Source organism: Acinetobacter sp. X9 (genome assembly GCF_054889255.1).
The window spans coordinates 2,447,210-2,470,457 of sequence record NZ_CM142679.1 but is presented as its reverse complement, the minus strand read 5'-3'; the positions used below and the strand labels follow the sequence as shown (position 1 = coordinate 2,470,457).

The window sequence follows — 23,248 nt, the reverse complement described above, 5'->3', positions numbered from 1 at the left end:
TTTGATTCTATTAAATTCACGTTATAATTTGATTTTTATTGTGCTTTATCTTATTTATGGCTTTTACGATTGCATCACAGTTTACATTTGAAGAAGAAATTAAAAAAAGTAGATTTCAGGCGATTGCTGCGCCAGTAGAAAATGAACAGCAGGTTAAAGAGTTTTTAGAATACAACAAGGATATCTCGACCACTCACCAATGTTGGGCGTGGAAAATTGGGCATAACGTACGCTTTAACGATGATGGTGAACCGTCAGGAACAGCAGGCCGTCCAATCTTGGCGACCATTGAAGGGAATGACCTGACGAATATTATTGTAATGGTTAACCGCTGGTATGGCGGTATAAAACTGGGAACGGGTGGCCTTGTTAGAGCATATGGTGGCTGTGCTGGACAATGTTTATTATTGGCTGAGCGTATTGAACTCATTGCAAAGAAGACAATTCACTTTTCTTGTCATTTTAATGAGTGGGCGATATTTCAATATGAATTGACTCAACAGCAGATTGAATATCAGGAAACCTACACGGCAACAGGTGTAGATATCGAAGCGAGACTACAGATACATCAAATTGAACCGCTCGCCTTAAAACTCAGAGACGTAACACGTGGTCGTGAAGAATTAAAAATTGAAGAGGAATTAACAGATGACTGATTCCTTACTGAAATATCGTGAGCAACATAAGCACCGCTTAAACTATATGCCATGGTTATATTGGACTTTAAAACCTAAAAACCGTGCTTGGGCTGAAGAGTGGCAAAAGGAATATCAAGCTTATTTAATGGATATGGAAACAGTTGAGATTGGTGAAAATTGTTTTATTTCGCCGCTAGCACATATTTTTGCTGAACCAGGCCGCAAAATTATTATTGGGGATAATAGTTTTATTGCGGCTGATTGCACATTGCATGGACCACTCGAAATCGGCAATGAAGTCGCGATTAACCATCATTGTATTTTAGATGGGGGACGAACGGGCATAAAGTTGCATGACCAAGTCCGTATTGCCGCGTATTGTCATTTATATGCATTTGACCATGGGATGCAACTAGACCGTCCACTTTACCAGCAGCCAGTTACGTCCAAAGGAATCGAAATTGAGCAAGATGTTTGGTTGGGTGCACATGTGGGGATCAAAGACGGTATTAAAATCGGTAAACATGCTGTAGTCGGGATGAATAGTATGGTGACCAAAGATGTTGAGCCGTACCATATTGTCGGCGGAAATCCCGCAAAATTTATTCGCTTAAGAGAATAATGCAGTCTTAAGAATGTAATAAAATGTTTGATCTTTAAACAAAAAAGTTGGTTTTTATACATAAACCTTAACATACCAATTTTTATCTATGTTAAGTTAAAGCTAAGTTTTAATAATAATCTCCAAGGCAATAGACCTGAAGAAGAGAGGCTAACATGAACCGTGTTATTGCGTGTATTGACTCATCACCGTGTATTAATGCTATTGCTGATGCAGCAGCATGGGTTGCTAAAGCAACCGGACGGGAACTTGTATTATTACAAATTCTGGACTATTACCCAGCCAGTTACCATCTTGGTGAAATCAGTGGGGTAATCGGCTTTGAAAGCAATGCAATGCTGCTAAAAGAGTTAGCTGAGCTAGAGCAAAAACAAAGTGAACTCGCGTTAGATTATAGTAATAATTTACTCCGCCATATTTCTGATCTTATTCAAGAAAAACACGGAATTACCAGTTCGAAAATTCAAGAAAAAGGTGATTTTTTAGAACAAAGTTTTAATCTCTTACATGAAAATGACATCGTTATTTTAGGTCGAGTCGGGGAAAGAGCAGCCGAGAAACACAAACCAATCGGTAGCAATGTTGAAAACTTCATCCGCGGTGCGAACTGTACTGTTTTGACTATTGGTGAAAACTTTAAAGTGCCAACACGATTTATCTTTGCTTATGAATATTCGCCAACTTGTCAAAAAATGATGCGCCGTATTGCCCAAAGTGACTTATTGCGAACACTGCAATGTCATTTGGTGTATGTAGGTGATCATCCAGAAATATTAAATGAACCAGAACATTATCTTAAACAAGCGGGTCTAGATGTAGTCACCGTTTACCGTTATGGCGATGTTGCACAAAATATTTTAGAGTACCAACAAGAACACGGTATTCAAATCATTGTGTTAGGGGCATTTAGTCATAGCAAAATTCATCAATTCTTCTTGGGAAGTATTGCGACAACCATTTTCCGAAACGCGACTGTACCATTACTTGTGGCTAAATGATGAGATTTGCATATAGTTATCCGCAAATCTTGTGGATAACTATATGGAAAAGCAACAGTAATAAAAGTAATTAATTGATTATAAATAATAAAATAAAAAAGATGATTTTTTAACCATTATTTCACAATTGCAATTGCGAAGCCATCATGACCTTTTGAGCCAACTGTTTGTAAGGCTGTACAAGACAATATTTGCGGATGATTTTCTAAGGCTTTAAACATTTCACGGATGCCTTCAATACTCGGTTTTTTATTGTCAGGATTTAAAATATCACCTGCTCGAATTACATTATCGAGTACGATAATCGTACCTGATCTTGAGAATTTCAGACTCAATTCTAAATATTCAGGATAACCCTGTTTATCTGCATCAATGAAAATAAAATCAAAAGGCTCGATAGATTGAGGATCAATCGCAGAAAGGATATCTGCAGCACGACCAGCTCGAAGATCAACTTTTACAGGAAGATTGGCATGATCGATATTTTTTTGTGCCATTTCTGCATGAGTAGCACGGCCTTCTATTGTGAGTAAATAACCATCTTCAGGTAAGGCACGACCTAACCAGATGGTACTGTATGCAGCAAAGGTTCCGATTTCTAAAACTCGTTTGCATTTATTCATTTGAATAAGCATCTGCAAGAACATACCTTGGTTAGGAGCTACTGCAAGATGATTTGAAAAGCCGTGTTCGTCGGTATTCTTTAATGCATATTCGAGTCGCGGGTCTTCGGGAATTAAATGTGAATCGATATATTGGTCAATGTCTGTCCACATCTGCTGCATAATCAAATTTACCTATATGTTGATCGGGCTATTTTAAACGTTTATGCATAGAGTGCAAAAATCTTCGTTTCAAGAAATTTTGGTTGATTGGGAAATGTACAATAAAAAAACTCCTTTCAGTTGAAAGGAGTTTTTTTATTAGAAATTACACATCGAACTGTTTCGAGTGAGGTCAGGGCCCCAAGTACGATAGCCTTGAGTGTCGATATGAATTTGACCTGAACTATATAGACCAATACCCATATTTAAGCTCTGACCATGCTGAGCCCAGAACTGACAAAGTTTAAACTTGGTATTTTCGATAAATGCATAATCTTGAGCTTGTGGGAACTCAGGGCCAATACGGAAATCGATTGCCGAGTTAAATAAATGTTTAGATGAGCTTGCGCCGCCTGCACATTCATTTAAAGGTAAGTCTCGGTAAACCGAGGTAACTTCAAAGTCGGTTAGAACTTTTGCTGCAACTAAATATTTAAATACGCGTAGGGTAGATAAAGAATTTCCCCATAGCTCGCGATTAGGTACAGCATATTCAGAGCGGCCACATTTTTGCCAATCACGTGCTGAACGTAATAACTCAAAGCTTGGCACAATGCCTGCAACATTATTTCGGGTTAAGAATTTTTCGTATTCCCGAACACGTTGGTAATTTTCACCAGAACTTAACCAACTTCGATAAGATGCAGGCTCAACTTTAGGGGGAATTGGGCGCTCGATAATAACGCGCTCTTGTGGAATAAAGATTCGTTTACCACTTGGAGAGGTTTTGCCTGTTGTTGTGTGTTGGGGAGAGCTGACACAACCTACCATAACCGCTGGGATTATGCATAAGGGCACCAGACTCTGCAAAAACTTCCGCATAAGAAAAATTAAGCACTTATAAATATTGCGGGTATTTTAATGCAAAACAGTGCACAAATTACGAGGAATTTGCAATGAAATGTTTGAATAGGGTATAAAAAAAGATCAGCGATTGCTGATCTTTTTGAAATTACTTTTCAAGATATTGTAATTTATCAGGTTTGCCGTTCCATTCTTCACGGTCAGCTGGTTGATCGCCAATTTGAGTAATGTTAGGCCATTTTTGAGAAAGTTCAGCATTTAATTCAATAAACACTTCTTGACCTTCAGGTAACTCATCTTCAGAGAAAATTGCATTTGCCGGGCACTCTGGTTCACATAATGCACAGTCAATACATTCATCCGGATTAATCACTAGGAAATTCGGACCTTCGTAAAAACAGTCTACAGGACAAACTTCTACGCAATCTTGGTATTTACATTTAATACAATTTTCAGTGACAACAAAGGTCATGGCGACAGCTACCTAAAAAATATGGTTTCATTTCGAATAGCTTATTTTAGGCAAAAAAGGGGTAAACAAACAATTGCTTTTATTGATATTCTTTATTCATGCATATGAAGATAAGTTAATACGTTGATAATCAAGCATATCTTGTAAACATAGCAGAGCGTAATCTATAAAATTAAAATAATAATATATTTTATAAAACAATAACTTAAAAAATATTTTATTTAATTATTTAGATGTCATTTAAGTCAAGACATCTATTTTATTAAACGCCTTAACTTTTAATTTTTTCTTTTACAAATTTTGATTTACGGTTTTTTTCCTAAAAAAACTTAAATTTTTAGAGCTAAAGCTTACATACTAAATGGATATCTTCAGGTTCGAGCTGCCAAAGTTGTTGATCTGGAGCACTTAACGGTTGCGCGCCATGCTTCATATAGAAGTCTACAGTGCGTCGACTTGGGGTTGCTGAAATATACAGTTGGTCTGCACCGAGTTGCTTGGCTGACTCTTTTGCGGCTTGCATAAGCTTAGCACCAATGCCTTGACCTTGTTGGTCAGCATCCACATAGAAATAGTGGAGTAATTTTGCTTGGGGGTAATTCGCTATAAGTTGATTTGAGACTACGCTTACACCAACGAGCTTTTCAGAAGCATCAAATGCACCGACAAATATTGAACCTTGTGCAAAGAGTTGTTTGAGTTTAGGTGGGTCATTTTCTAAATGATATGAATCCCAATTTTGTACATCAAAAAAACAATCAACCAATTCTAGCTTTTGCTGTTTTTGTATGTAGTTTTGAGTGATTAATTCACGGCGGCTAATGTGATGCCAAATAAGATCAATTTCTGAACTTTGCAAAGATCTTAAGATCATATAAATATTATTCTCCGATATGAATAAGCAGGCCTAAGCCTGCTTATTCGGAAGTGCTTTATTAAGATTTGAGTGCAGCTTTTAACTCGTAGAGTTGTTCAAGTGCCTGACGAGGCGATAAGTTATCGACTTCAATTTGCTTAAGTAAATCTAGAGCAGGGGATGAAACTTCAATTTCGACAACTTTCTCTATGATTTGTGAACCAGAGTTTGCATCTGGTGGAGCAAACAAATCATTTTGAAAACTGGTTTGTAGATGTTGTTGCTGCTGTTTTTCTAAAATGCGTAAACGCTTCTGCGCTTCTTTAATAACATTGGCAGGAATACCCGCTAATTTTGCAACTTGTAAACCATGACTTTGACTTGCAGGGCCTTGTTGAACTTTATGCAATAAAATCAGATTGCCATTCAGTTCTTGCGCCGTGACATGATAGTTATCAATTCCTGCTTCACTACCAAGTTCGGTCAACTCAAAATAATGAGTCGCGAATAAACATAAACATTTTACGCGCTTGGTTAAATCGACCACACATGCCCATGCTAAAGATAAACCGTCATAGGTACTGGTTCCGCGGCCAACCTCATCCATTAATACCAACGACTGGTTGGTGGCATGATGCAGAATTTGCGAAGTTTCAGTCATCTCGACCATAAAGGTTGATTTGCCTGTAGATAAATCGTCGGCTGAACCAATACGTGTAAAAATTCGGTCAATTGGACCAAGTTTGACGGCTTTAGCCGGAACATAGCTACCGCAATAAGCAAGTAAACTGATTAATGCTGTTTGGCGCATGAAGGTTGATTTACCGCCCATGTTTGGACCGGTAATAATTGCCATGCGGTGCTGAGCATCAAGGAAAGTGTCATTTGGGGTAAATGGTGCTTTATTTAATGCTTCAACGACAGGATGACGACCTGCCTGAATTTTAATGCCCGTTTCCGGAGTAAATTCAGGGCGCGCCCAATTGTTTAAACGTGCTTGATGAGCAAAGTTTGCAATGACATCAATTTGAGCAATTGCTGAACTCATCATTTGTAGATGAGCGATATTTTCGCGAAGGTTTTCAAGCAAAGCTTCGAATAATGCTTTTTCACGTGACAGCGCACGTGACTCGCTCGACAGGACTTTATCTTCAAAACTCTTAAGCTCAGGGGTAATGTAGCGTTCAGCATTCTTTAAAGTCTGACGACGAATATAGTCGGCTGGCGCTTGTTCTGCTTGAGCACGAGTGAGTTCGATGTAGTAACCGCTTACACGGTTATAGCCGATTTTAAGGGTATTAATCCCTGTACGTTCACGCTCTTTAATTTCTAGATCAATTAAGAATTGACCTGCATGATCACGAATTTGGCGTAATTCATCAAGCTCAGCATCATATCCCTCTGCAATTACATTGCCATCACGAAGTAATACCGGTGGGTTTTCAACAATAGCTGCCATTAAATGTTGATGAAGTGCTTTGAAGTCTCCAAGTTCTTCATCTAGTTGAACTAATAACTTAGATTTCTTCGCTTGAATGACTGGAGTTAACGCCGTTCTTAAAGCTGGAATTTGTGCACATGCATGACGAAGTTGCACTAAATCACGTGGTCGCGCACTGCCTAGCGCAACGCGGCTAAGCACACGTTCAATATCACCAATTTCTTTAAGCACTAAACGAACTGGGTTTTCGTGATATCCCTGAATGAGTTGCTCAATCGCATCTAAACGAGCATCAAGCAATGCAGTATCACGTACTGGTTGCATGAGTGTGCGGCTTAATAGACGGCCACCCATTGCAGTTTGGCAATCATTTACCAGTTGAAATAATGATGTTCCGTGTTCAAATAATGGTTCAATAATTTCTAAGTTGCGACGTGTAATTGGGTCGAGCGCAATAAAGTCGGTACTTTGTTCAAGTTGGATTGAACGAATATGCGGTAATGCAGTTTTTTGGGTTTCTTTTGCATAGTGAATAAGTGCAGCGGCAGCAGCTTTGGCTAAAGGTAATGGGTCTAAACCAAAACCTGAAAGGGTTGATACCGTAAACTGGTCACATAAGGTTTTTTGTGCATTATTTAGGTTGAAGTCTACATTTGGACGTTTAGTAACAGGGCAATCTAAATGCTTTTTAATTTGTTCGATAATATTGGTGTCGACCAAATCTTCATCAATCAAGATCTCACTTGGCATTAAACGCGCAAGTTCAATAGGTAATTGTTCTGGCTTGTAATCTTGTTGTTGAACTTTAAAAATGCCTGCACTTAAGTCGAGTAAAGCAAAACCGATCTGGTTTTGATGAATGCACAATGAAACGAGATTAGATGATTGATAACTGCTGAGTAATGCATCATCAGTTAATGTACCCGGGGTCAGAATACGAACAACTTTACGTTCAACAGGGCCTTTGCCTGTTACTTCTCCAACTTGTTCGCAAATGGCTACCGTGCGCCCAGCTTTAACAAGTCGCGCCAAATAACCTTCTGCCGAATGATAGGGAACACCTGCCATTGGAATAGGTCGGCCACTGGCTTTACCACGATGGGTTAAGGTAATGCCTAAAAGTTTGGCTGCTAAATGAGCATCTTCAAAGAAGAGTTCATAAAAGTCACCCATACGGTAGAACAGCAACGCATGTTGATAGTCCGTTTTAACTTTGAGATATTGCTGCATCATAGGTGTGTGAGAAGATAAGTCAGCCATGATTTCAGCGCTATTCATGCGTATTAAACCCTTAAAAAAATCAATAATATTTTACGTTTGGTCATCTAACCAATTTCAAGTCTTTTAAAAATGAATGTCATTCAAGAAAAGAACACAACTGGATGAACTTTGAAAATTGGCATCCATAGTATAAAGCGAATTGGAGTCACTCCAGATGTGTAATGGTAACAAATTTGAGTTATTGAAAAAAAGAGTAGTGAAGCTCTGAAGTATAAGACCAGCAAGTTGACTTCAAATTGTGGCTTAAGTGGTCTGAGGTCAAGTTTTTTTCAAGATACTTAAGCAATATGGTTTGCGTAACTTCAAACAAATACTGAAATATGTCGAATCAGAGTATGAATTGCCTACGTCAGTCATTGTCTCGCGCAAAAGTATGCTGAATATAAATAGAGGAGTCATTCATGGGTACGCGTTCAACCATTATGGATACCAATAGCTTTCGTCCAGAACATGCTGCTGAGCTGGATCATGCTACCCGAAAACTGACAGATAAAAGAAATAAAATTTTAGGTGAATCCTATCGCTTGTTTTATCGTAATCCCGTGCATCTGGTGAAAGGTCAGGGTCAATATTTATGGGATGCAGCAGGTCATCAATATCTGGATGTTTACAACAATGTTGCCAGTATTGGACATTGTCATCCTGCGGTCATTGAAGCAGTAAATGAGCAAATGAAAATGCTCAATACCCATACCCGTTATTTACATGAAAATATTTTGGATTATACCGAAGAACTCTTACAAACCACTCCCGATGAAATTGACCGTGCCATGTATATGTGTACAGGTTCGGAAGCGAATGATTTAGCGATTCGTATTGCCCGCGAATATAGCGGTGGCACAGGAATTATTGTGTCTCAAGAAGCCTATCATGGGACCAGTAGCTTAACCTCAGGATGCTCTCCAGCACTGGGAACTGAACAACCTTTAGATGATACAACTCGCCTAGTTCCAGCACCTGATTATTATCGGATTCAAACTGATGATTTAGGTGAATGGTTCGCACAGCAGATTCAACAGCAAATTGACGATATGAACGCAAAAGGCATCAAGTTTGCAGGTTTTTTAGCGGACTCCATATTTTCTTCTGACGGTGTGATGCCTAATCCTGTTGGGTTCTTACAAAAAGCGGTTGATGTTGTCCATGCAAATGGCGGTATTTTTATTGCCGATGAAGTACAGCCAGGTTTCGCGCGCACTGGCGATTCTTTCTGGGGCTTTGGCCGTCACAACGTTGTTCCTGATATCATTACCACAGGTAAACCAATGGGTAACGGAGTTCCAGTATCAGGACTTTTAGCCAAGAGTGAAGTTCTTGCTGCTTTTAGCGATAAAATTCCATATTTTAATACCTTTGGCGGTAATCCTGTTTCTATGGCGGCGGCACAGGCTGTACTTAAAGTCATTCAGGAAGAAGAATTGCAAACTCATAGCAAATATGTGGGTGGGCAACTTCTAAAAGAACTCACCAAGCTTATGGACAAACATGAGATGATCGGTGATGTCCGTGGTGCTGGTTTATTTATAGGATTTGAACTAGTTAAAGATAGAGCGACAAAAGAACCGAATAAAGCATTGGCTTTGAATCTTATTGAAGAGCTCAGAAATACTCATCGAGTTTTAACCTCAGTTGCAGGTCCTTATGGCAACGTATTGAAACTGCGCCCACCTTTGGCCTTCCAAACAAAAGATATCGATTGGTTAGTCGGTGCTTTAGATCAAGCCTTAACAAAATTAAAGTAAGAACTTCTATAAAAAATACCCTTCAAGTTGGATGTTAAATCTAATTTGAGGGGTATTTTATTGTTCATATCTTATGTGTCGTTAGAAGTTATCTCGAATTACTTAAATAATAAAAAGGCCTTTATTCAAGGCCTGTATTTGTGATGTTTTAGTGTCTTAATTGACGGGGTGTAACACCAAACCAGCGTTTAAATGCACGAGATAACGCACTTACTTCTGAATAACCTAATAAGAATGCCATTTCTGAAATTGGAATATTTTTCTGTTTAATATAATGCTCAGCCAACTCACAACGGACCTGATCGACTAAATGGGTGAAGGTCAGTCCTTCAGTTTTTAAACGGCGGGTAAGGGTGCAACTACTTAAACCAATATCATGAGCGATTTTTTCAAGGTTTGGTTCACCTTCACTGAGTTCAAGTTGTATGTGAGAGCGTACCTGATCAGCAAGACATTGACTTGGTGAAGCGCGATTGAGTAGGTGCAATGTATCTAGAATCACTGTTAGTAAAATAGAATCACGTCCCGGCATAGTATGCTGGACGTCTTTTTTTGAAATGATGATGGAGTTAAATGGCTGATCAAAATAAACAGGCGCGTTAAATAATTTGCTATGTTCTTGCCAGAATTCAGGTCGAGTATGCTCAAAGTGAATTGCGCGTGGTGAATAATGAGGGCCCATCACTTCACGGATCACATTCATAAACATGCCCATGGTCAGTTCTGCATCTTGGCGACGAGTTAAAATCGCGCCGTGTTGAACCTGATAATCTATGCGCCAGCTATCTCCTAAATCGACCATTCGATTGAGCGTATCTTTCTGATGCAAATAAAAGTTATTGGTCATGTTCATGAGTGCAGACTCTAATGTGTTTGAGCAAAGACCGATGTAACCAATAAGCCCTAATGATTTCGGTTGAAACTGTTGACCATAATGCAGACCAAAATTATCACAACCTGAAACCAATGCCGCCTGTTCTAGCACCTTGCAATAATTGGGTAGTTGTAAGCTCAAAGTTGGGCTGATTAGAAGTTCAGGATTAATACCACTAATTCCTAAAACACGATCAACATCTGCACCTTTTTGATGAATAAACTCGCTTAATCCAGAGGCGGCTGCAGACAATACACCTTGATTACACATATTTGAATCGACAAGATGAGCTGGATTGAGATGTAACATGTCAAGTCTCATGATATTTATTCCTAACTATTATTATATTAAGCAAAAGCCATACCAGTTTTTGCTTACGTCCATGATTTTGTGTGGTTAAAAGTATTTATAAAATAATGGTTTATGTGTTGCTGTTTTAAGTTTCAGGTTTGATTCTTTAAGAAGATATCTTTAGGTTGGGTAGCTAACTAAAAAAAGGCAGAAAATGCATTAGAGATAGGCAAAAAGGGCAGAACTAAGACAAGAAATTAAGCGGCTTCTCATGCATACAACATGTATTGTAGGCATGAGAAAATAAGTGAAATACTAATTTTTTGTAGTTTTTGCCGTTTGCGCACCATAACTTAAACTGGCCATTGAAGGTCTAAATTGACCTGTATTGGCATCGCGGCCCTGTAGTAAAAACTTAGTATTGGCTTGACCATAGCCCTGTACAGCCTGCTGAGAAAACTTGCCGATATCAGAGTTTGGGCTGCGCAATCGGTTGATAATTAGAACCTTCTGAGTCATTGCAAAATCTTGCATCATATTTTGATCGCCTTCACTGTCACCTGCGATAAAAATTGGTCCGTAACCATATTTAGAGACTAAAAAACGCTGGATGGTTGCAGTTTTGCCTTTACCTTGAGTTTGCGCATAGCCATGATGAAACTCGGGTAAAATTCGATTTTGTGTATCTCGTTCTAACTCCATCGCGTAGGCATTTTTTTCATTAATGTTATAGCCAATCTCTGGATTAGAAATAATTTCCTTAATCACATCAATAAAAGATGCCGAACAGACATAGACATCAATGCCATTATCCTGAAAGGCCTTAAATAGATTTTGCATTTCACGGTATGGTCTTAAACCATTTTCCCAAGTGGTTTTCACAACGCCTGCTTGACCCGAAAGTGCAACGGGAGAGGTCCATGTCACGGGTCCAATCGGTTGCTGCATTTGCCAAGCCACCGTTGCTTTCACCAAATTACGGACTTGTTGTTCGGTAAGCCCAGTAAATAAATAAGTGACCCACGGATATGCAACTTCATGGTCAAACGTGTCTCCAATCGCCGCATATAGATATCTCATTTTAGTAATGAAATCGAGATAATGCGGATCTTGTTTAATTTGATCCAGACTTTGCTTACCTTTTAGACCGCTATACTGGTGATAAAGCCATGTATAGCTGGCAATAATATCTGGGGCAATTTTATCAATATTGACGACTTGGCCTTGCTGGTTGTTGTAGGCTGCTTCAAAATTTTGCGAGCTAATTCCTTTGCGAATAATCTGATTAAGCTGCTCTGGCGTGACATTAAACGCTAAGTGTTCAAGTTGATAAATTAACGTTGCTTCTTCGATGTCTAAAAATACCGAAGTATTGTCAAAGTCAGTGACAATATATGGGCGTTTTTCAGGATTATAGTTAGGGCTATCTTTTCCATAAGTAGCAATCAATTGGTTAAGTTGGTCAAAGTTAAAAGTGTCCCATTGACCTTTTTGTATATATTCCTTTTTGGGAATAGCGACTGCGGGAGATGTACTTTGTATAGGGTTGTAATTACATGCGCTTAGAGCAAGCATACTTGCCAGACTACTGGTAAGTAATAGTGCTTTGGCAACTTTGCTCAGTTGATGGGTAGCTTGCATAAACCCTTCCTTTAAATTCTATAAAATTTAAAAACTAAAAATTGAAAATGAAGAAAAGCGATCTAAATCACTTTTCAAATTCCTACAGGCATTTGACCGTTTAGATATTTTTTACAAAGACGCACAGTTTCATTGGACCATTGGTCTCCAAGACTTTGAGCCATTTCTGTTTGTGCGTGAGAACCATTCCAAGCCATCATTTGAATGCGGCGTTGCATGATAAAAGTTGGGATCATTTCATATTCTTCAGACTGAATATGACCTACGCGCTCGTAGCCTTTTAACCAGTAATCAACCCAATGAGGTGCATTTGCATAATGTTCATTGAAACTAATCGCGGCGGCGAGATCATGCATAAACCAGCTCATTCCGCAGTCATCAAAATCGATCACACCAATACGTTCTTGTTGTAGTAATAGATTGGTTAAACGCAAATCGGCATGAATCAGGCCATAGCGTTCTTGGGTTTTACCGAAGAAATCTAAATCTTTCGAAATTTGTGCAATGGCTTCTTCAATCACGCCGTGATCTTGAGGTCTTAAATGAGGTGCATTTTTCCAGTTTCCCCAGTGTCCATCCGCACCGATCATGGTTTCATGATTCCACACAATACGTTGAAAGTTTTTAGGCGCTTGCCATGTTTTACTATGGACGTGCAACTTTGCGGTAATTTGTCCTAGTTGCTCAAATGCAGTGGGGTCAACTTCAACAGTTGGCATATCGCCCTCAACCCAGTTGAAAAGGACTGCATAACGATAAATATCATTCGATAGTTTTAAAGTAATGACGCGTTCACCAGACTGATCTGCAATCGCAACAGGAACTTGGATTCCACTCGCATTTAAAGCATCTAACCATTCAAGCTCACTTTGTATATCGAGTTTGCTGTGATAGTTCGGACGGTGAATTCGAAGTGCATATCGGGCAGATCCAGTTGAAATCTGAAAGGTTGCATTTTCAGACTGACACAGTAGTTTGACCTGTCCTTGATAGTCTGATGGATACTGCTTAATTGCTTGTTCTGCCAGTATTTGTAATTGAACTTGGCTTAAAAATTCATTTTGTTCTACAGACATAACCCATCTCCTCAATTTAATTTTTAAACACGTTTCGTGTTGAGATGCCGTCGATCTTATAAAAGAAAAAATGAATCAACTTGACTTCAAGTGGTCGGGGAGATGTTTTGCTGTCAAGTTTTATGAATATCTTTTGCGCAACTATTGGTGGTGTAAATTTAGTCGATAAGGCAATACGACAATGAAAGAGTCAGAATTAAGCGTAGATGTGGGTGCTCTACAACAGGACGCAGAGTATTTTGCAAAACGTCAGTTAAAAAAGGGGGCAGTAGGTTGGTTACTTTTAGTGGGGCTAGGTGTTTCTTACGTCATTTCGGGTGACTTTGCGGGTTGGAATTTTGGGCTGGCACAAGGTGGCTGGGGAGGACTCTTTATTGCAACAGTTATCGTCGCGTTTATGTATCTCTGCATGAGCTTTGTAATGTCTGAGATGTCAACAATGTTACCTACCGCTGGCGGTGGCTATAGTTTTGCCCGCGTTGCATTTGGTCCTTTTGGAGGCTACCTCACAGGGACTGCGATTTTAATTGAATATGCAATTGCACCTGCCGCGATTGCCGTATTTATCGGTTCGTATTGCGAATCACTTTTTGGAATTGGCGGTTGGGCTATTTATTTAATTTGCTATTTAGTTTTCATGGGCATTCATCTGAAAGGTGCAGGTGAAGCACTTAAAATCATGTTTGGAATTACCGCCGTTGCTTGTATTGCACTGGTCGTATTCATTGTCGCGATGCTTCCACATTTTGACAGCGCACGTTTATTTGATATTCCAGTCAGCACTCATGCAGGTGCAAGTAGCTTTTTACCGTTTGGCTATATGGGAATATGGGCCGCAGTACCGTATGCCATCTGGTTTTTTCTTGCAGTTGAAGGGGTGCCACTGGCTGCCGAAGAAGCAAAAGATCCAGTACGTTCATTGCCACGAGGCTTGATTGGTTCAATGTTGATATTGGCATCGTTTGCACTTTTAATCTTATTTTTGGGAGCAGGTGCAGCGGGTTCAAATGCTTTAAAAAATTCAGGGGCACCTTTGGTTGACGCACTCATTGCAGTATATGGTCAGCACACATGGTTGGCAAGCTTTGTTAACTTTGTAGGTCTTGCTGGACTGGTCGCAAGTTTCTTCTCAATTATTTATGCATATTCACGCCAGATTTTTGCATTGTCACGTGCGGGATATTTGCCAAAAAACTTATCACTTACCAATGAAAATAAAGCGCCGTATTGGGCCATTATCATTCCGGGCATTATTGGTTTTTTACTCTCTTTAACAGGTGAGGGTGATTTACTCATTTTAATGGCAGTATTCGGCGCAACAATTTCTTATGTGTTGATGATGCTCTCACATATCAAATTACGTTTATCTCGCCCTGAATTACCACGCCCGTATAGAACGCCTGGTGGAATGTGGACGTCTTGTATTGCCTTGGTTCTCGCTGCTGTTGCTGTAGTTGCAGGTTTAATGGTAAATCCAAAAGTTTGGTTATTGGCCGCGCTTATTTATGTCGGATTTATACTCTATTACTTGTTATATAGCCGTCACCATTTAGTAAAAGGCACGCCTGAACAAGAGTTCGCGATGATTGATGAATGAGTTTGATTGCGATAAAAATAAAGAGGCTTCGGCCTCTTTTTTAAGCTTTATATTTCTGTACAAAAGAATATAAAAACAGCAAGTAGTACTTACTCAAATATCATTTTAATCTGATTGATATTTATACAATATAGTTACCAGATCACACGGATATGAACTCATGAAATTTCTAAAATTTCTAACTTTTAGCACCATTCTTACTTTATCCGCACATAGTTATGCGACAGTGGGCGGTGGACAAAAAATTGAAGTATTGGGCTATCAGCAAAAAGAGAAGAAACTTTATGTATTAAGACACTATGAAGATGGTCGAGGACGTCTACCACAACTATATTATTATCTATTAAATAGTAAATCACCTGATAAACTGATTGAAGTTAAATCTCTCTATATCAATCCAAAAACACATAAGATTGATTATGATCAAGATAGTAGAGCGTTTGATAAAGCTCTAAATAAAATTAAAAAGAATTTAACTCCTTTGATCGTAAGTAACAGTAAGAATGTAAAAATTCAGACGTTAAAAACTCATCAGAATCAAGTATCGTCTTGGTTTGATCCTTCAGGAAAGATCACGCAATATAAAACAGAATATGTTGTAAAATCGCCATCCTTACAAAGTAAGTCCCATGTTGCGGTTCATTACACCAAAGCAATAAAAATTTCCCAAAATTATAGCGTGCCTAAACACAATAAGAGGTTGGTTGTCGTTAAATATCTGGGAGTTCCAGAAGAAACTGGTTACGATATTGAAGACCCTGTTTTACTACTTCCTGTGAAAAAATAAGTTTGAGAGCAAATTATTTTCTTGGTTCAAAGCCGCAGCAGTAGAGCATCACTATCTAGATGTTTACAACAATATTGCTGGCATTGGTCATTGTCATTTCGCGATCATTGAAGCGGTAAATAAGCACAAGGAAATATTCACTTGTTACTTAGATTGATTCATTCAAGGTCGAGTTGGTCGTCATCTTTGGTGACTTTAATTTTTAACTTCTTATATTTCCGTTTATTGGGGTCAATTGCTGAATTTATAACTTCATCTGAAAAAGCTGAACATAACATCAATTTTGCATATGCTCGGTAACCTATCAAAATTCTTCGTAGTGGATAGTCTGTTCTTGTAGAGTAATAGTCGATTCTGGAGTTTAGTTCTTGTAGCAGAGTCTGCTGTGACATTGGAATAATTTCTGTAAGAGGTGTATGCAGCATATAGTGATTTATCTACTGTAAGAAGAATTATTTTGAAAATGTTATAAATTTTAGATAAATCAATATTTATATTACATATCAAAGCATTTTAGATATGTAAAATATATATTTATTCTCTTTAAATTTAAGGAGATATGCTGCAAACATAAATTTTTGATGATGCTGTAAAGATAATAGTAACAACTCTTTTTAAAGCCACAGTGCACTATGTGTTATAGTCAATTTCGATTAATTATTGGCATTAAAATGGATATCTGTATTGGCGGTATACTTGATGGGAAAAAAAGAAAAGACGATCAAAATCATTTCAGAGTAGATAGTCATTATTCTGATCATGGATCCGAATATAATAAAGAGCATTTTCATCTACATGGGCAGCTTCATACATTTTGGATAAGTGAAGAGATTGATTTTTGTGATGCACAAAGAAGAGTTGAATTAATATTAAATAAAAGATTAGAACTTGTTTAAATTAAAATAAATATATGTATTAGTGCTTTTTTAGATTCAATGTGGAAAATGAATAAAACGTTTTAATTAATATGATGTTAAACAAAAGCTCTATTTAATATAGAGCTTTTGAGCTATCAATTATTTTATTCCTTTTTTTCTTCATTATTATTTTCTGAATGATTATTTTCTTCTTCAGGCGATTGTACAGGTTTTTCAGTTTTATCCTCATTAGGTTGCGCATTAGAATCATTTTGGTTTTGTGTGGTTTTTTTTGAAAATTCTTTGAAATCAGACATTTTAAACTTCTTAATAATAGTAAGGAAGTTTTATGGTAGGCCTTTAATTCGCTTACATTGCGGTGATTATGAGAACTCTATGTAGAGATATGTGCCTAAAAGTGCTTAATTCTCGACATAATGTTTCTTTGAACCAAATAGACTGTTGATATATAAGTGGAAGAAAATTTTAATCAAATACAAGAGTTAATATATAGCTTGAGAGCTATTGTTTTTAATGGTTTTTTGATAATTATAATTTATTTAAATATATTATTTTAATTTCTTAAGTGGAGGGAATATTTTTAATTAAAGTGGGGGATTCGATCTGTAAATATATTTATACAACATAAAGATACAGTTTTACATGCATACTCAATCAAATTAATTAAAAAATGAGGGAAATATGGATGATGAAATGAAAAAATATTTTGATGTGGCTGAAAGTGTTTATAATAATATTCACTTTAAAAATCAGTCCTCTAAGGATTTAATTGACTGTCTGAATAGACTGTTAATTGAAATTAAAAAAGAAGCAGCTATAAACAATTTACAATTAAAATATCCTGTTATTGATTTTGAAAGTTGTTTAAATAGGCCAATGAAAGAGCGTATTGTTAAAATTGACTTAAGCCTTCTCCCTAATTTTGATAATGAACATGAATTTATTCTATGGTTGGCGGGATTTGTAAAAAGTATTTCTGTATCTAGAAGTTATTATTTTTAAATTATGATGTGATAGCAAATAAAATAAATATTTTTTAAATGTGTTGTATAAATATTTATTTGGCGTATACTCAATTTAACTAGAAAAAAAGACTTATTAGTAAATCCTCTTTTAGTATCGTAGTTTTATTCATAATCCTTCGTTTTTTTTAGATTTTAAACTCAATTCGTTATTATTTTTTCAAAGTTTAATGAGTCATGAAATGTGGCTTTATATTATTAAAAATCAAAGGATATATTATGTCTAATACAGCAATCGGTACAGTGAAATGGTTTAATGAAACTAAAGGTTTTGGTTTTATTCAACAAGATACAGGCCCAGACGTTTTTGCACATTTTAAAGAAATCAGTAGTTCAGGGTTTAAAACCTTATATGAAGGTCAACGTGTTAGTTTTAATATAGCTCAAGGACAAAAAGGTCTTACAGCTACTAATATTATTGCCCAATAATATTTTAAAAATAAAAAAAGCATCTTAGGTGCTTTTTTTTTGTTTGATATATCAATAGGATATAATTTGGTACATTTTTCTGATATTTAAAGTAAAAAAAGAGATCATAATAATTATATTAATAATAAGAAGGACAAATGAGATGGAACTTAGAGCCGTAAAAATGCATAAAATGTTTAGAGATTTTCATGAGGAAAAGGAACATGGCTATGTAGGGGAATATGATGAAAAACATAACCTTGTAGCAATATATAATACGTTTAAAGAAAAAATGCAGAAAATAGAAGGAACTTATCAATGGGTTTTACCTTCATCTGGTGAGGTATTTTTTGTTGAGGAAGATCCGCTATATAGTCGTTAATGGATTTTGCCTCCTACTTTAAGCAGATAAAAGCCTCATTATAAATCGCAATTTAACAATAAATTTTAATTATATTTTCTACTCTAAAATTTGGCGGTGTTATCTGTCTATGTCTAATGCTTTGCCTCGACAGCTTAAAAATAACTGATTTTGATGCCAAGCCAATTGCCCTGACACAATAGTTGTATCGACGTCATAGCGGAAGGTTTTATTTTGAAATGGCGTCCAGTTACATCGCATATAGTTTTTTTGATCTTTAACTGCAATAGCCTCTTTATTTTCTTTAAGTAGAACCAAATCTGCCCAATAACCTTCACGGATATATCCACGATTTTTGAGTTTAAATAAATCAGCGACTTGGTGTGATGTTTTCTTAACCATTGTTTCTATACTTATTTTTTTATCTGCCACAAGTTCCATGAGTGCTGGAACAGCATGTTGAACTAAAGGCAGGCCAGCGGGTGCTTTTAAATAAGATTGTTGTTTTTCGTCCCATGTATGCGGTGCGTGATCTGTACCAATAATATCTAAGCGATTGGACTGAGCAATCGCAGTGATGAGTGCATCTTTGTCTTGTTGAGTTTTAATTGCTGGATTACATTTTATTAAATGGCTAAGCGCAGCATAGTCTGATTCATCAAAACTAAGATGGTGAATACATACTTCAGCAGAAATATGCTTTAGATTTAAAGGTAAATCTTTAAACAAACACAATTCTTTGGCTGTACTTATATGTAAAACATGCAGTTGGGTCCCATATTTTTCCGCTAAAGACACCGCTAAACGTGAACTCTCAAAGCATGCTTGTTTATCCCGAATTTTAGGGTGCATATGTGCTGGAATATATTCACCATATTTCCCGAAATATAAATTTTCTCTTTCTTTAATGCGAGGTGTATATTCGCAATGCGTTAAAAGAATGGTAGGGACATTGGCAAACAATCGTTCAAGAATTTGCGGGTCATCAACTAACATATTGCCAGTAGAGGCTCCCATAAAAACTTTTACACCGCTGACGAGCTTGGGGTTAAGCTGCTCAATAATATCTAGATTTTGGTAGCTTACTCCAAAATGAAAGGCATAATTTGCCATGCTATATTGGGCGGCAATTTGTCTTTTTTGCATAAAGGCATCTAAAGATATTGTTGGGGGATTGGTGTTTGGCATATCCATATAACTGGTAATTCCGCCAATGACTGCTGCCATAGATTCCGAAGCAATACTGCCTTTATGTGGTGAACCTGGATCTCTAAAATGGACTTGATCATCGATCATTCCTGGAATCAGCCAGTTCCCGTTCGCATGAATGGTTTTAGCATTAACAACATGAGAAATTGATGGAGCAATTTTTTTGATTTGACCATCTTGAATAAGTACATCTACAAATTCCTGTTTTCCCTCATTCACTAAATTGGCATCTCGGATAATGATTTTAGAATAGGGTTTAAAACTCATTGTGTAATGCCTTATAGCCTTTGACCAATTCAATATTTGTTGAGACAACACTCTCGGAAAACTCACTAATAGAGATATCAACCGGAGTGTATTGGTTTAAGTCGGTTTTAGAGTTGATGTAGCTCATTGCAGGGACATAAAAATGGTTCGGTAAATCACGACCATCGACGACTGCGTTATGACGAATAGCGCTGTGATGACCGACCTTAGAGTTAAATATGACGCTGTTGAAACCGACAAAAACATGATGACCAATTTCACAAGGCCCATGAATAATTGAACGATGAGCAATTGATGTATTTTCACCAATCACAACTGATGCACCAGCTTTGGAGTGAATCACAACACCATCTTGAATGTTGGAATTTGCACCAATAATGATAGGTTCCATCTCTCCATTTTCGTCGGTTTCATCTGCACGAATCACCGCATAAGGGCCAATAAACACATTGGCATGAACAATGACTTTGCCGCAAATAATAGCGGTCTGATCGACATAGGCTGATTGATCAATAACAGGGAGATGGCCAGATGGATTTTTACGTAGCATTGGATTACCGTTTAAATCTGTTTATTTAAGTTGGGATATTGAGGGTAGTAAGTTGAAACTATTTAATTTGTGACAAACAACAGTCATTTTTGTAAAAATCTTGATCAGTTTCAGATATATATAAAATGTCCTACCATTGCCATGACCCTTTTGCCACAGCATCATGCGCATGTAGGCTTTCTGCATGAGTCACTTTAAATTTGAAACCATGAATATTTTTGTGATGTATAAACGAACCATAAAGGCGTCTTAATGCATCTTCGCAGAACATTAGATTTTGACCGTTGGCAACCGCAAATGCCTGTTCATCAATACGCTTCACGGCAGTTTGCACAGGAGTCATTAATGCCAGTTCAGCTTGGTTTATAAATTCGATGAGTGGAATGTTTTGAAGATTTTGATCTAATTTAAATTGAAGGAGGGCAAAACTTCTTTGGCTATGGGGCGTTGCTGCAATTGCATCTGTGGTATTTAACCAGTTCATAATGTCTTGTTGGTTAAGTCGAATTTCTTGATTTTGTAAGGCCGACTCAAACCGTTGTTGAATAATATTTCTTGAAAGTGCCGCAGAGCATGGGCAGGTTGAAGAATAGGGGATCTCGACTTTTAATTCTGCCTCAAATTGATCATTAGAAAGTTGGCCTGACAAAACAAAAGGATAGCTTTTCCACCCTGAAAGCTTGCTGACTAAGGCTGATCGCTCGATATAAAGTTTACTGTGAATTTCAATTTTGGCATGCTGCGATAAATCTTGATGGCTGTCTAAAAAGTCCTCTAAAACTAATTTTAAATCAGGCATATTTATATTTTCGAGTGATGTTAACTCTAAAAGTCGTGTGTAAAGACGCGACATATGAATGCCTTTTGCTAAAGGGTCATCCAGACTGACATAAGCATTTACGTGGCTTGGGCATAAGGTATTTTCAATTCGAACGGGTAATGCAATGTTTTCCATGCCAACCCAATCAAGGCGGTGGCTATAGGCATTTGGTAAAGTTGGCTCGGCAGATATATCTGGGAGAACAAGGTTCATTTATTAGCGGCTTATATTGTGATGTTAATGTTATGTTATAACATAACATTAATGGGTGGCAAGTTTGCTATAGGCCTTAATGGAGTTAAATAACATTGAATAAGTAAACATAGATATATAAGCTCCTTGTCTCTTTCCGTAATGGTAGGACGGGAGAGGGACACCTATGGTGTGCTAGTTGAGTGACTAGTGTGTCAACCCTTTTCCGTTTTGCCACCATAACTTTGATGTTTTGGCAGAACTTCTAATAAAAAGAGAAGCTAACGGTCATTTATTAAAGCCTAAGCTCAAATATTTACTTTAATTTTCAATCCCAATTTAACAATAAATTTTAATTATTTAGCCTTAGTTTTTTAATGATCTATTTTAAAACAAATGTCATTTTGTGTGCTTGACTGCAATAAATGTGAAGCTTATCCTTTGCCTGCTGGCCACATTGCCAGCCGGCTTTGACAGGCTGAATGAAAGATCGCATCAGAGTTATTCCGTCTGAGGGATACTCTTATGTGTAAACTCCTAGTCTCCTCCCGTAGCGGTAGGACGGGAGAGGGACACCTTCGGGTGTGCTGGTTATATCTTTCACCAGTCTGTCAACCCTCTTTCGTTCTGCCACCATAATTTTAATGTCTGGCAGAACTCCCAATAAAAAGGAGTTGGCTTTGCACATCCATTATTTCTTGGCAGCCCTTGCCATAAGCTATTACGACACAGCTTAAACGTTTAAAGCAGTTTGATTGCCTTAAGGTTTTCAGGCTTTAAATCGTCACGACCAAAAAACTTACTCAACAATAAAACTTGAGATGTGCCAAGCACAGTCTTTACGGCTTTGCTGTGCCTTTTTTTCTCCCAGAAAGGGCACAGGTTTTTTTATCTCATTTATATACAACAAGAATTTTTATAACGGTAAAACTATGCCAAAGTTAGTTCTCTCAACACGTGCTATTCAAGTTATTAATACGTCGATTGATTTATTTCAGCATCACGGCTTTCATACGGTTGGGGTCGACAGAATTGTGAAAGAATCAAAAATTACCAAAGCGACCTTTTATAACTTTTTTCATTCAAAAGAGCGGTTTATTGAAATCTGCCTAATTGTGCAAAAAGAACGTTTAAAAGAAAAAGTGGTTTCAATTGTTGAATACGACCAAGGCTCAAGCGTGAAGGAAAAACTTAAGAAACTTTATTTCTTACATACTGATTTAGAGGGACTGTACTATTTATTGTTTAAAGCCATGTTTGAAACAAAACTGACCCATCCAAAAGCCTATCAAACCGCGTTGAGATATAGAACGTGGCTCATTAATGAAATCTATAGTCAGCTTAGAGCAATCAAGAAAGATGCGACTTTTCAGGACGCCAAGCTATTTCTATATATGATTGAAGGCATAATTATTCAGCTTTTAAGTTCAGAACAGAAAGATGAGAGAGAAAGGGTGTTAGATTGTTTTCTCATCTCTACTATTAATTATCACTAGTTAACGAGCTCGCTTTTAAAAAGATCACCTCTTCGGACTCTTTCGGTCAAAGTCGGCGCTTCTAGATTCTTCGTTCTTATGCTGTATTTATCTCCATTCAA

24 protein-coding genes are annotated in these 23,248 nt (G+C 37.4%); 10 read left to right on the top strand and 14 right to left on the bottom strand.

The window, feature by feature from the left end; translation table 11 throughout:
- The first annotated feature begins 56 nt into the window (after positions 1-56).
- From ACYU0V_RS11700 to ACYU0V_RS11690, 3 genes are all read left to right on the top strand, one after another.
- On the top strand, positions 57-656 hold the full coding sequence (locus ACYU0V_RS11700) for an IMPACT family protein (protein ID WP_461847559.1): 600 nt from the start codon (positions 57-59) through the stop codon (positions 654-656).
- Positions 649-1,260: a chloramphenicol acetyltransferase CAT gene (locus ACYU0V_RS11695; RefSeq protein ID WP_002115833.1), complete on the top strand. Its 612-nt coding sequence runs from the start codon at positions 649-651 to the stop codon at positions 1,258-1,260. The genes ACYU0V_RS11700 and ACYU0V_RS11695 overlap by 8 nt, the downstream gene beginning before the upstream one ends.
- 155 nt (positions 1,261-1,415) lie before the next feature.
- Complete coding sequence (locus ACYU0V_RS11690; protein WP_002115820.1) at positions 1,416-2,258, top strand: universal stress protein; 843 nt, start codon at positions 1,416-1,418, stop codon at positions 2,256-2,258.
- 116 nt (positions 2,259-2,374) lie between these two features.
- Here the strand turns inward: ACYU0V_RS11690 and ACYU0V_RS11685 are convergent, their stop codons facing one another.
- The 5 genes from ACYU0V_RS11685 to mutS all read right to left on the bottom strand — a co-directional run bounded on the left by ACYU0V_RS11685 (position 2,375) and on the right by mutS (position 7,933).
- Positions 2,375-3,043 (bottom strand): O-methyltransferase, encoded by a 669-nt coding sequence (locus ACYU0V_RS11685; RefSeq protein ID WP_002115787.1) that lies wholly within the window; start codon positions 3,041-3,043, stop codon positions 2,375-2,377.
- Positions 3,044-3,181: 138 nt separating this feature from the next.
- Positions 3,182-3,904, bottom strand: coding sequence for a D-Ala-D-Ala carboxypeptidase family metallohydrolase (locus ACYU0V_RS11680; RefSeq protein ID WP_005802595.1), 723 nt, complete (start codon positions 3,902-3,904; stop codon positions 3,182-3,184).
- A 130-nt stretch (positions 3,905-4,034) separates the two neighbouring features.
- On the bottom strand, positions 4,035-4,358 hold the full coding sequence (gene fdxA / locus ACYU0V_RS11675) for a ferredoxin FdxA (RefSeq protein WP_002051033.1): 324 nt from the start codon (positions 4,356-4,358) through the stop codon (positions 4,035-4,037).
- 343 nt (positions 4,359-4,701) lie between these two features.
- Positions 4,702-5,232 carry a GNAT family N-acetyltransferase gene (locus tag ACYU0V_RS11670; RefSeq protein WP_119684791.1) on the bottom strand — a complete coding sequence of 177 codons (531 nt, stop codon included), beginning with the start codon at positions 5,230-5,232 and terminating at the stop codon, positions 4,702-4,704.
- A 61-nt stretch (positions 5,233-5,293) separates the two neighbouring features.
- Positions 5,294-7,933, bottom strand: coding sequence for a DNA mismatch repair protein MutS (gene mutS, locus ACYU0V_RS11665; RefSeq protein WP_002115830.1), 2,640 nt, complete (start codon positions 7,931-7,933; stop codon positions 5,294-5,296).
- Between the two features lie 404 nt (positions 7,934-8,337).
- Between mutS and ACYU0V_RS11660 the strand changes: the two genes are divergently transcribed.
- Complete coding sequence (locus tag ACYU0V_RS11660) at positions 8,338-9,678, top strand: aspartate aminotransferase family protein (protein ID WP_461847555.1); 1,341 nt, start codon at positions 8,338-8,340, stop codon at positions 9,676-9,678.
- Between the two features lie 148 nt (positions 9,679-9,826).
- Here ACYU0V_RS11660 and qhpR read toward each other — a convergent pair whose 3' ends face one another.
- The 3 genes from qhpR to ACYU0V_RS11645 form a co-directional block, all read right to left on the bottom strand.
- Positions 9,827-10,861: an AraC-like transcriptional regulator QhpR gene (gene qhpR, locus ACYU0V_RS11655; protein ID WP_014206266.1), complete on the bottom strand. Its 1,035-nt coding sequence runs from the start codon at positions 10,859-10,861 to the stop codon at positions 9,827-9,829.
- A 297-nt stretch (positions 10,862-11,158) separates the two neighbouring features.
- Positions 11,159-12,484, bottom strand: coding sequence for an HAD family hydrolase (locus ACYU0V_RS11650; RefSeq protein ID WP_461847553.1), 1,326 nt, complete (start codon positions 12,482-12,484; stop codon positions 11,159-11,161).
- Positions 12,485-12,558: 74 nt separating this feature from the next.
- A complete protein-coding gene (locus tag ACYU0V_RS11645) occupies positions 12,559-13,560 on the bottom strand; it encodes a phosphotransferase enzyme family protein (protein WP_461847551.1) in 1,002 nt (333 codons plus the stop codon).
- 181 nt (positions 13,561-13,741) lie between these two features.
- Between ACYU0V_RS11645 and eat the strand changes: the two genes are divergently transcribed.
- The gene (gene eat, locus ACYU0V_RS11640; RefSeq protein ID WP_461847550.1) at positions 13,742-15,157 is read left to right on the top strand and encodes an ethanolamine permease; all 1,416 of its coding nucleotides are present in this window, start codon (positions 13,742-13,744) and stop codon (positions 15,155-15,157) included.
- Between the two features lie 160 nt (positions 15,158-15,317).
- Positions 15,318-15,944 (top strand): hypothetical protein, encoded by a 627-nt coding sequence (locus tag ACYU0V_RS11635; protein ID WP_461847549.1) that lies wholly within the window; start codon positions 15,318-15,320, stop codon positions 15,942-15,944.
- Between the two features lie 158 nt (positions 15,945-16,102).
- Here ACYU0V_RS11635 and ACYU0V_RS11630 read toward each other — a convergent pair whose 3' ends face one another.
- The 3 genes from ACYU0V_RS11630 to ACYU0V_RS11620 all read right to left on the bottom strand — a co-directional run bounded on the left by ACYU0V_RS11630 (position 16,103) and on the right by ACYU0V_RS11620 (position 17,118).
- On the bottom strand, positions 16,103-16,336 hold the full coding sequence (locus ACYU0V_RS11630; RefSeq protein WP_024436173.1) for a hypothetical protein: 234 nt from the start codon (positions 16,334-16,336) through the stop codon (positions 16,103-16,105).
- A gap of 340 nt (positions 16,337-16,676) precedes the next feature.
- Positions 16,677-16,793 (bottom strand): hypothetical protein, encoded by a 117-nt coding sequence (locus ACYU0V_RS11625; RefSeq protein ID WP_119026689.1) that lies wholly within the window; start codon positions 16,791-16,793, stop codon positions 16,677-16,679.
- A gap of 172 nt (positions 16,794-16,965) precedes the next feature.
- A complete protein-coding gene (locus ACYU0V_RS11620) occupies positions 16,966-17,118 on the bottom strand; it encodes a hypothetical protein (RefSeq protein WP_081309097.1) in 153 nt (50 codons plus the stop codon).
- A gap of 385 nt (positions 17,119-17,503) precedes the next feature.
- Here ACYU0V_RS11620 and ACYU0V_RS11615 point away from each other — a divergent pair, with 385 nt between their 5' ends.
- The 3 genes from ACYU0V_RS11615 to ACYU0V_RS11605 all read left to right on the top strand — a co-directional run bounded on the left by ACYU0V_RS11615 (position 17,504) and on the right by ACYU0V_RS11605 (position 18,634).
- Entirely contained in the window at positions 17,504-17,824 is a 321-nt protein-coding gene (locus ACYU0V_RS11615) for a hypothetical protein (RefSeq protein WP_032038393.1), read from the top strand.
- Positions 17,825-18,063: 239 nt separating this feature from the next.
- Entirely contained in the window at positions 18,064-18,273 is a 210-nt protein-coding gene (locus tag ACYU0V_RS11610) for a cold-shock protein (protein WP_014206275.1), read from the top strand.
- A gap of 172 nt (positions 18,274-18,445) precedes the next feature.
- Positions 18,446-18,634: a hypothetical protein gene (locus tag ACYU0V_RS11605; protein ID WP_075382782.1), complete on the top strand. Its 189-nt coding sequence runs from the start codon at positions 18,446-18,448 to the stop codon at positions 18,632-18,634.
- Between the two features lie 99 nt (positions 18,635-18,733).
- On the opposite strand, the gene ACYU0V_RS11600 is transcribed toward ACYU0V_RS11605, so the two are convergent.
- The 3 genes from ACYU0V_RS11600 to folE2 form a co-directional block, all read right to left on the bottom strand.
- Positions 18,734-20,089 (bottom strand): dihydroorotase, encoded by a 1,356-nt coding sequence (locus tag ACYU0V_RS11600; protein ID WP_461847546.1) that lies wholly within the window; start codon positions 20,087-20,089, stop codon positions 18,734-18,736.
- Positions 20,079-20,639 carry a gamma carbonic anhydrase family protein gene (locus ACYU0V_RS11595; protein WP_461847544.1) on the bottom strand — a complete coding sequence of 187 codons (561 nt, stop codon included), beginning with the start codon at positions 20,637-20,639 and terminating at the stop codon, positions 20,079-20,081. The genes ACYU0V_RS11600 and ACYU0V_RS11595 overlap by 11 nt, the downstream gene beginning before the upstream one ends.
- Positions 20,640-20,769: 130 nt before the next feature.
- The gene (gene folE2, locus ACYU0V_RS11590) at positions 20,770-21,672 is read right to left on the bottom strand and encodes a GTP cyclohydrolase FolE2 (protein WP_032007517.1); all 903 of its coding nucleotides are present in this window, start codon (positions 21,670-21,672) and stop codon (positions 20,770-20,772) included.
- A gap of 911 nt (positions 21,673-22,583) precedes the next feature.
- Between folE2 and ACYU0V_RS11585 the strand changes: the two genes are divergently transcribed.
- A complete protein-coding gene (locus ACYU0V_RS11585; RefSeq protein WP_461847542.1) occupies positions 22,584-23,147 on the top strand; it encodes a TetR/AcrR family transcriptional regulator in 564 nt (187 codons plus the stop codon).
- The last annotated feature ends 101 nt before the right edge of the window (positions 23,148-23,248 follow it).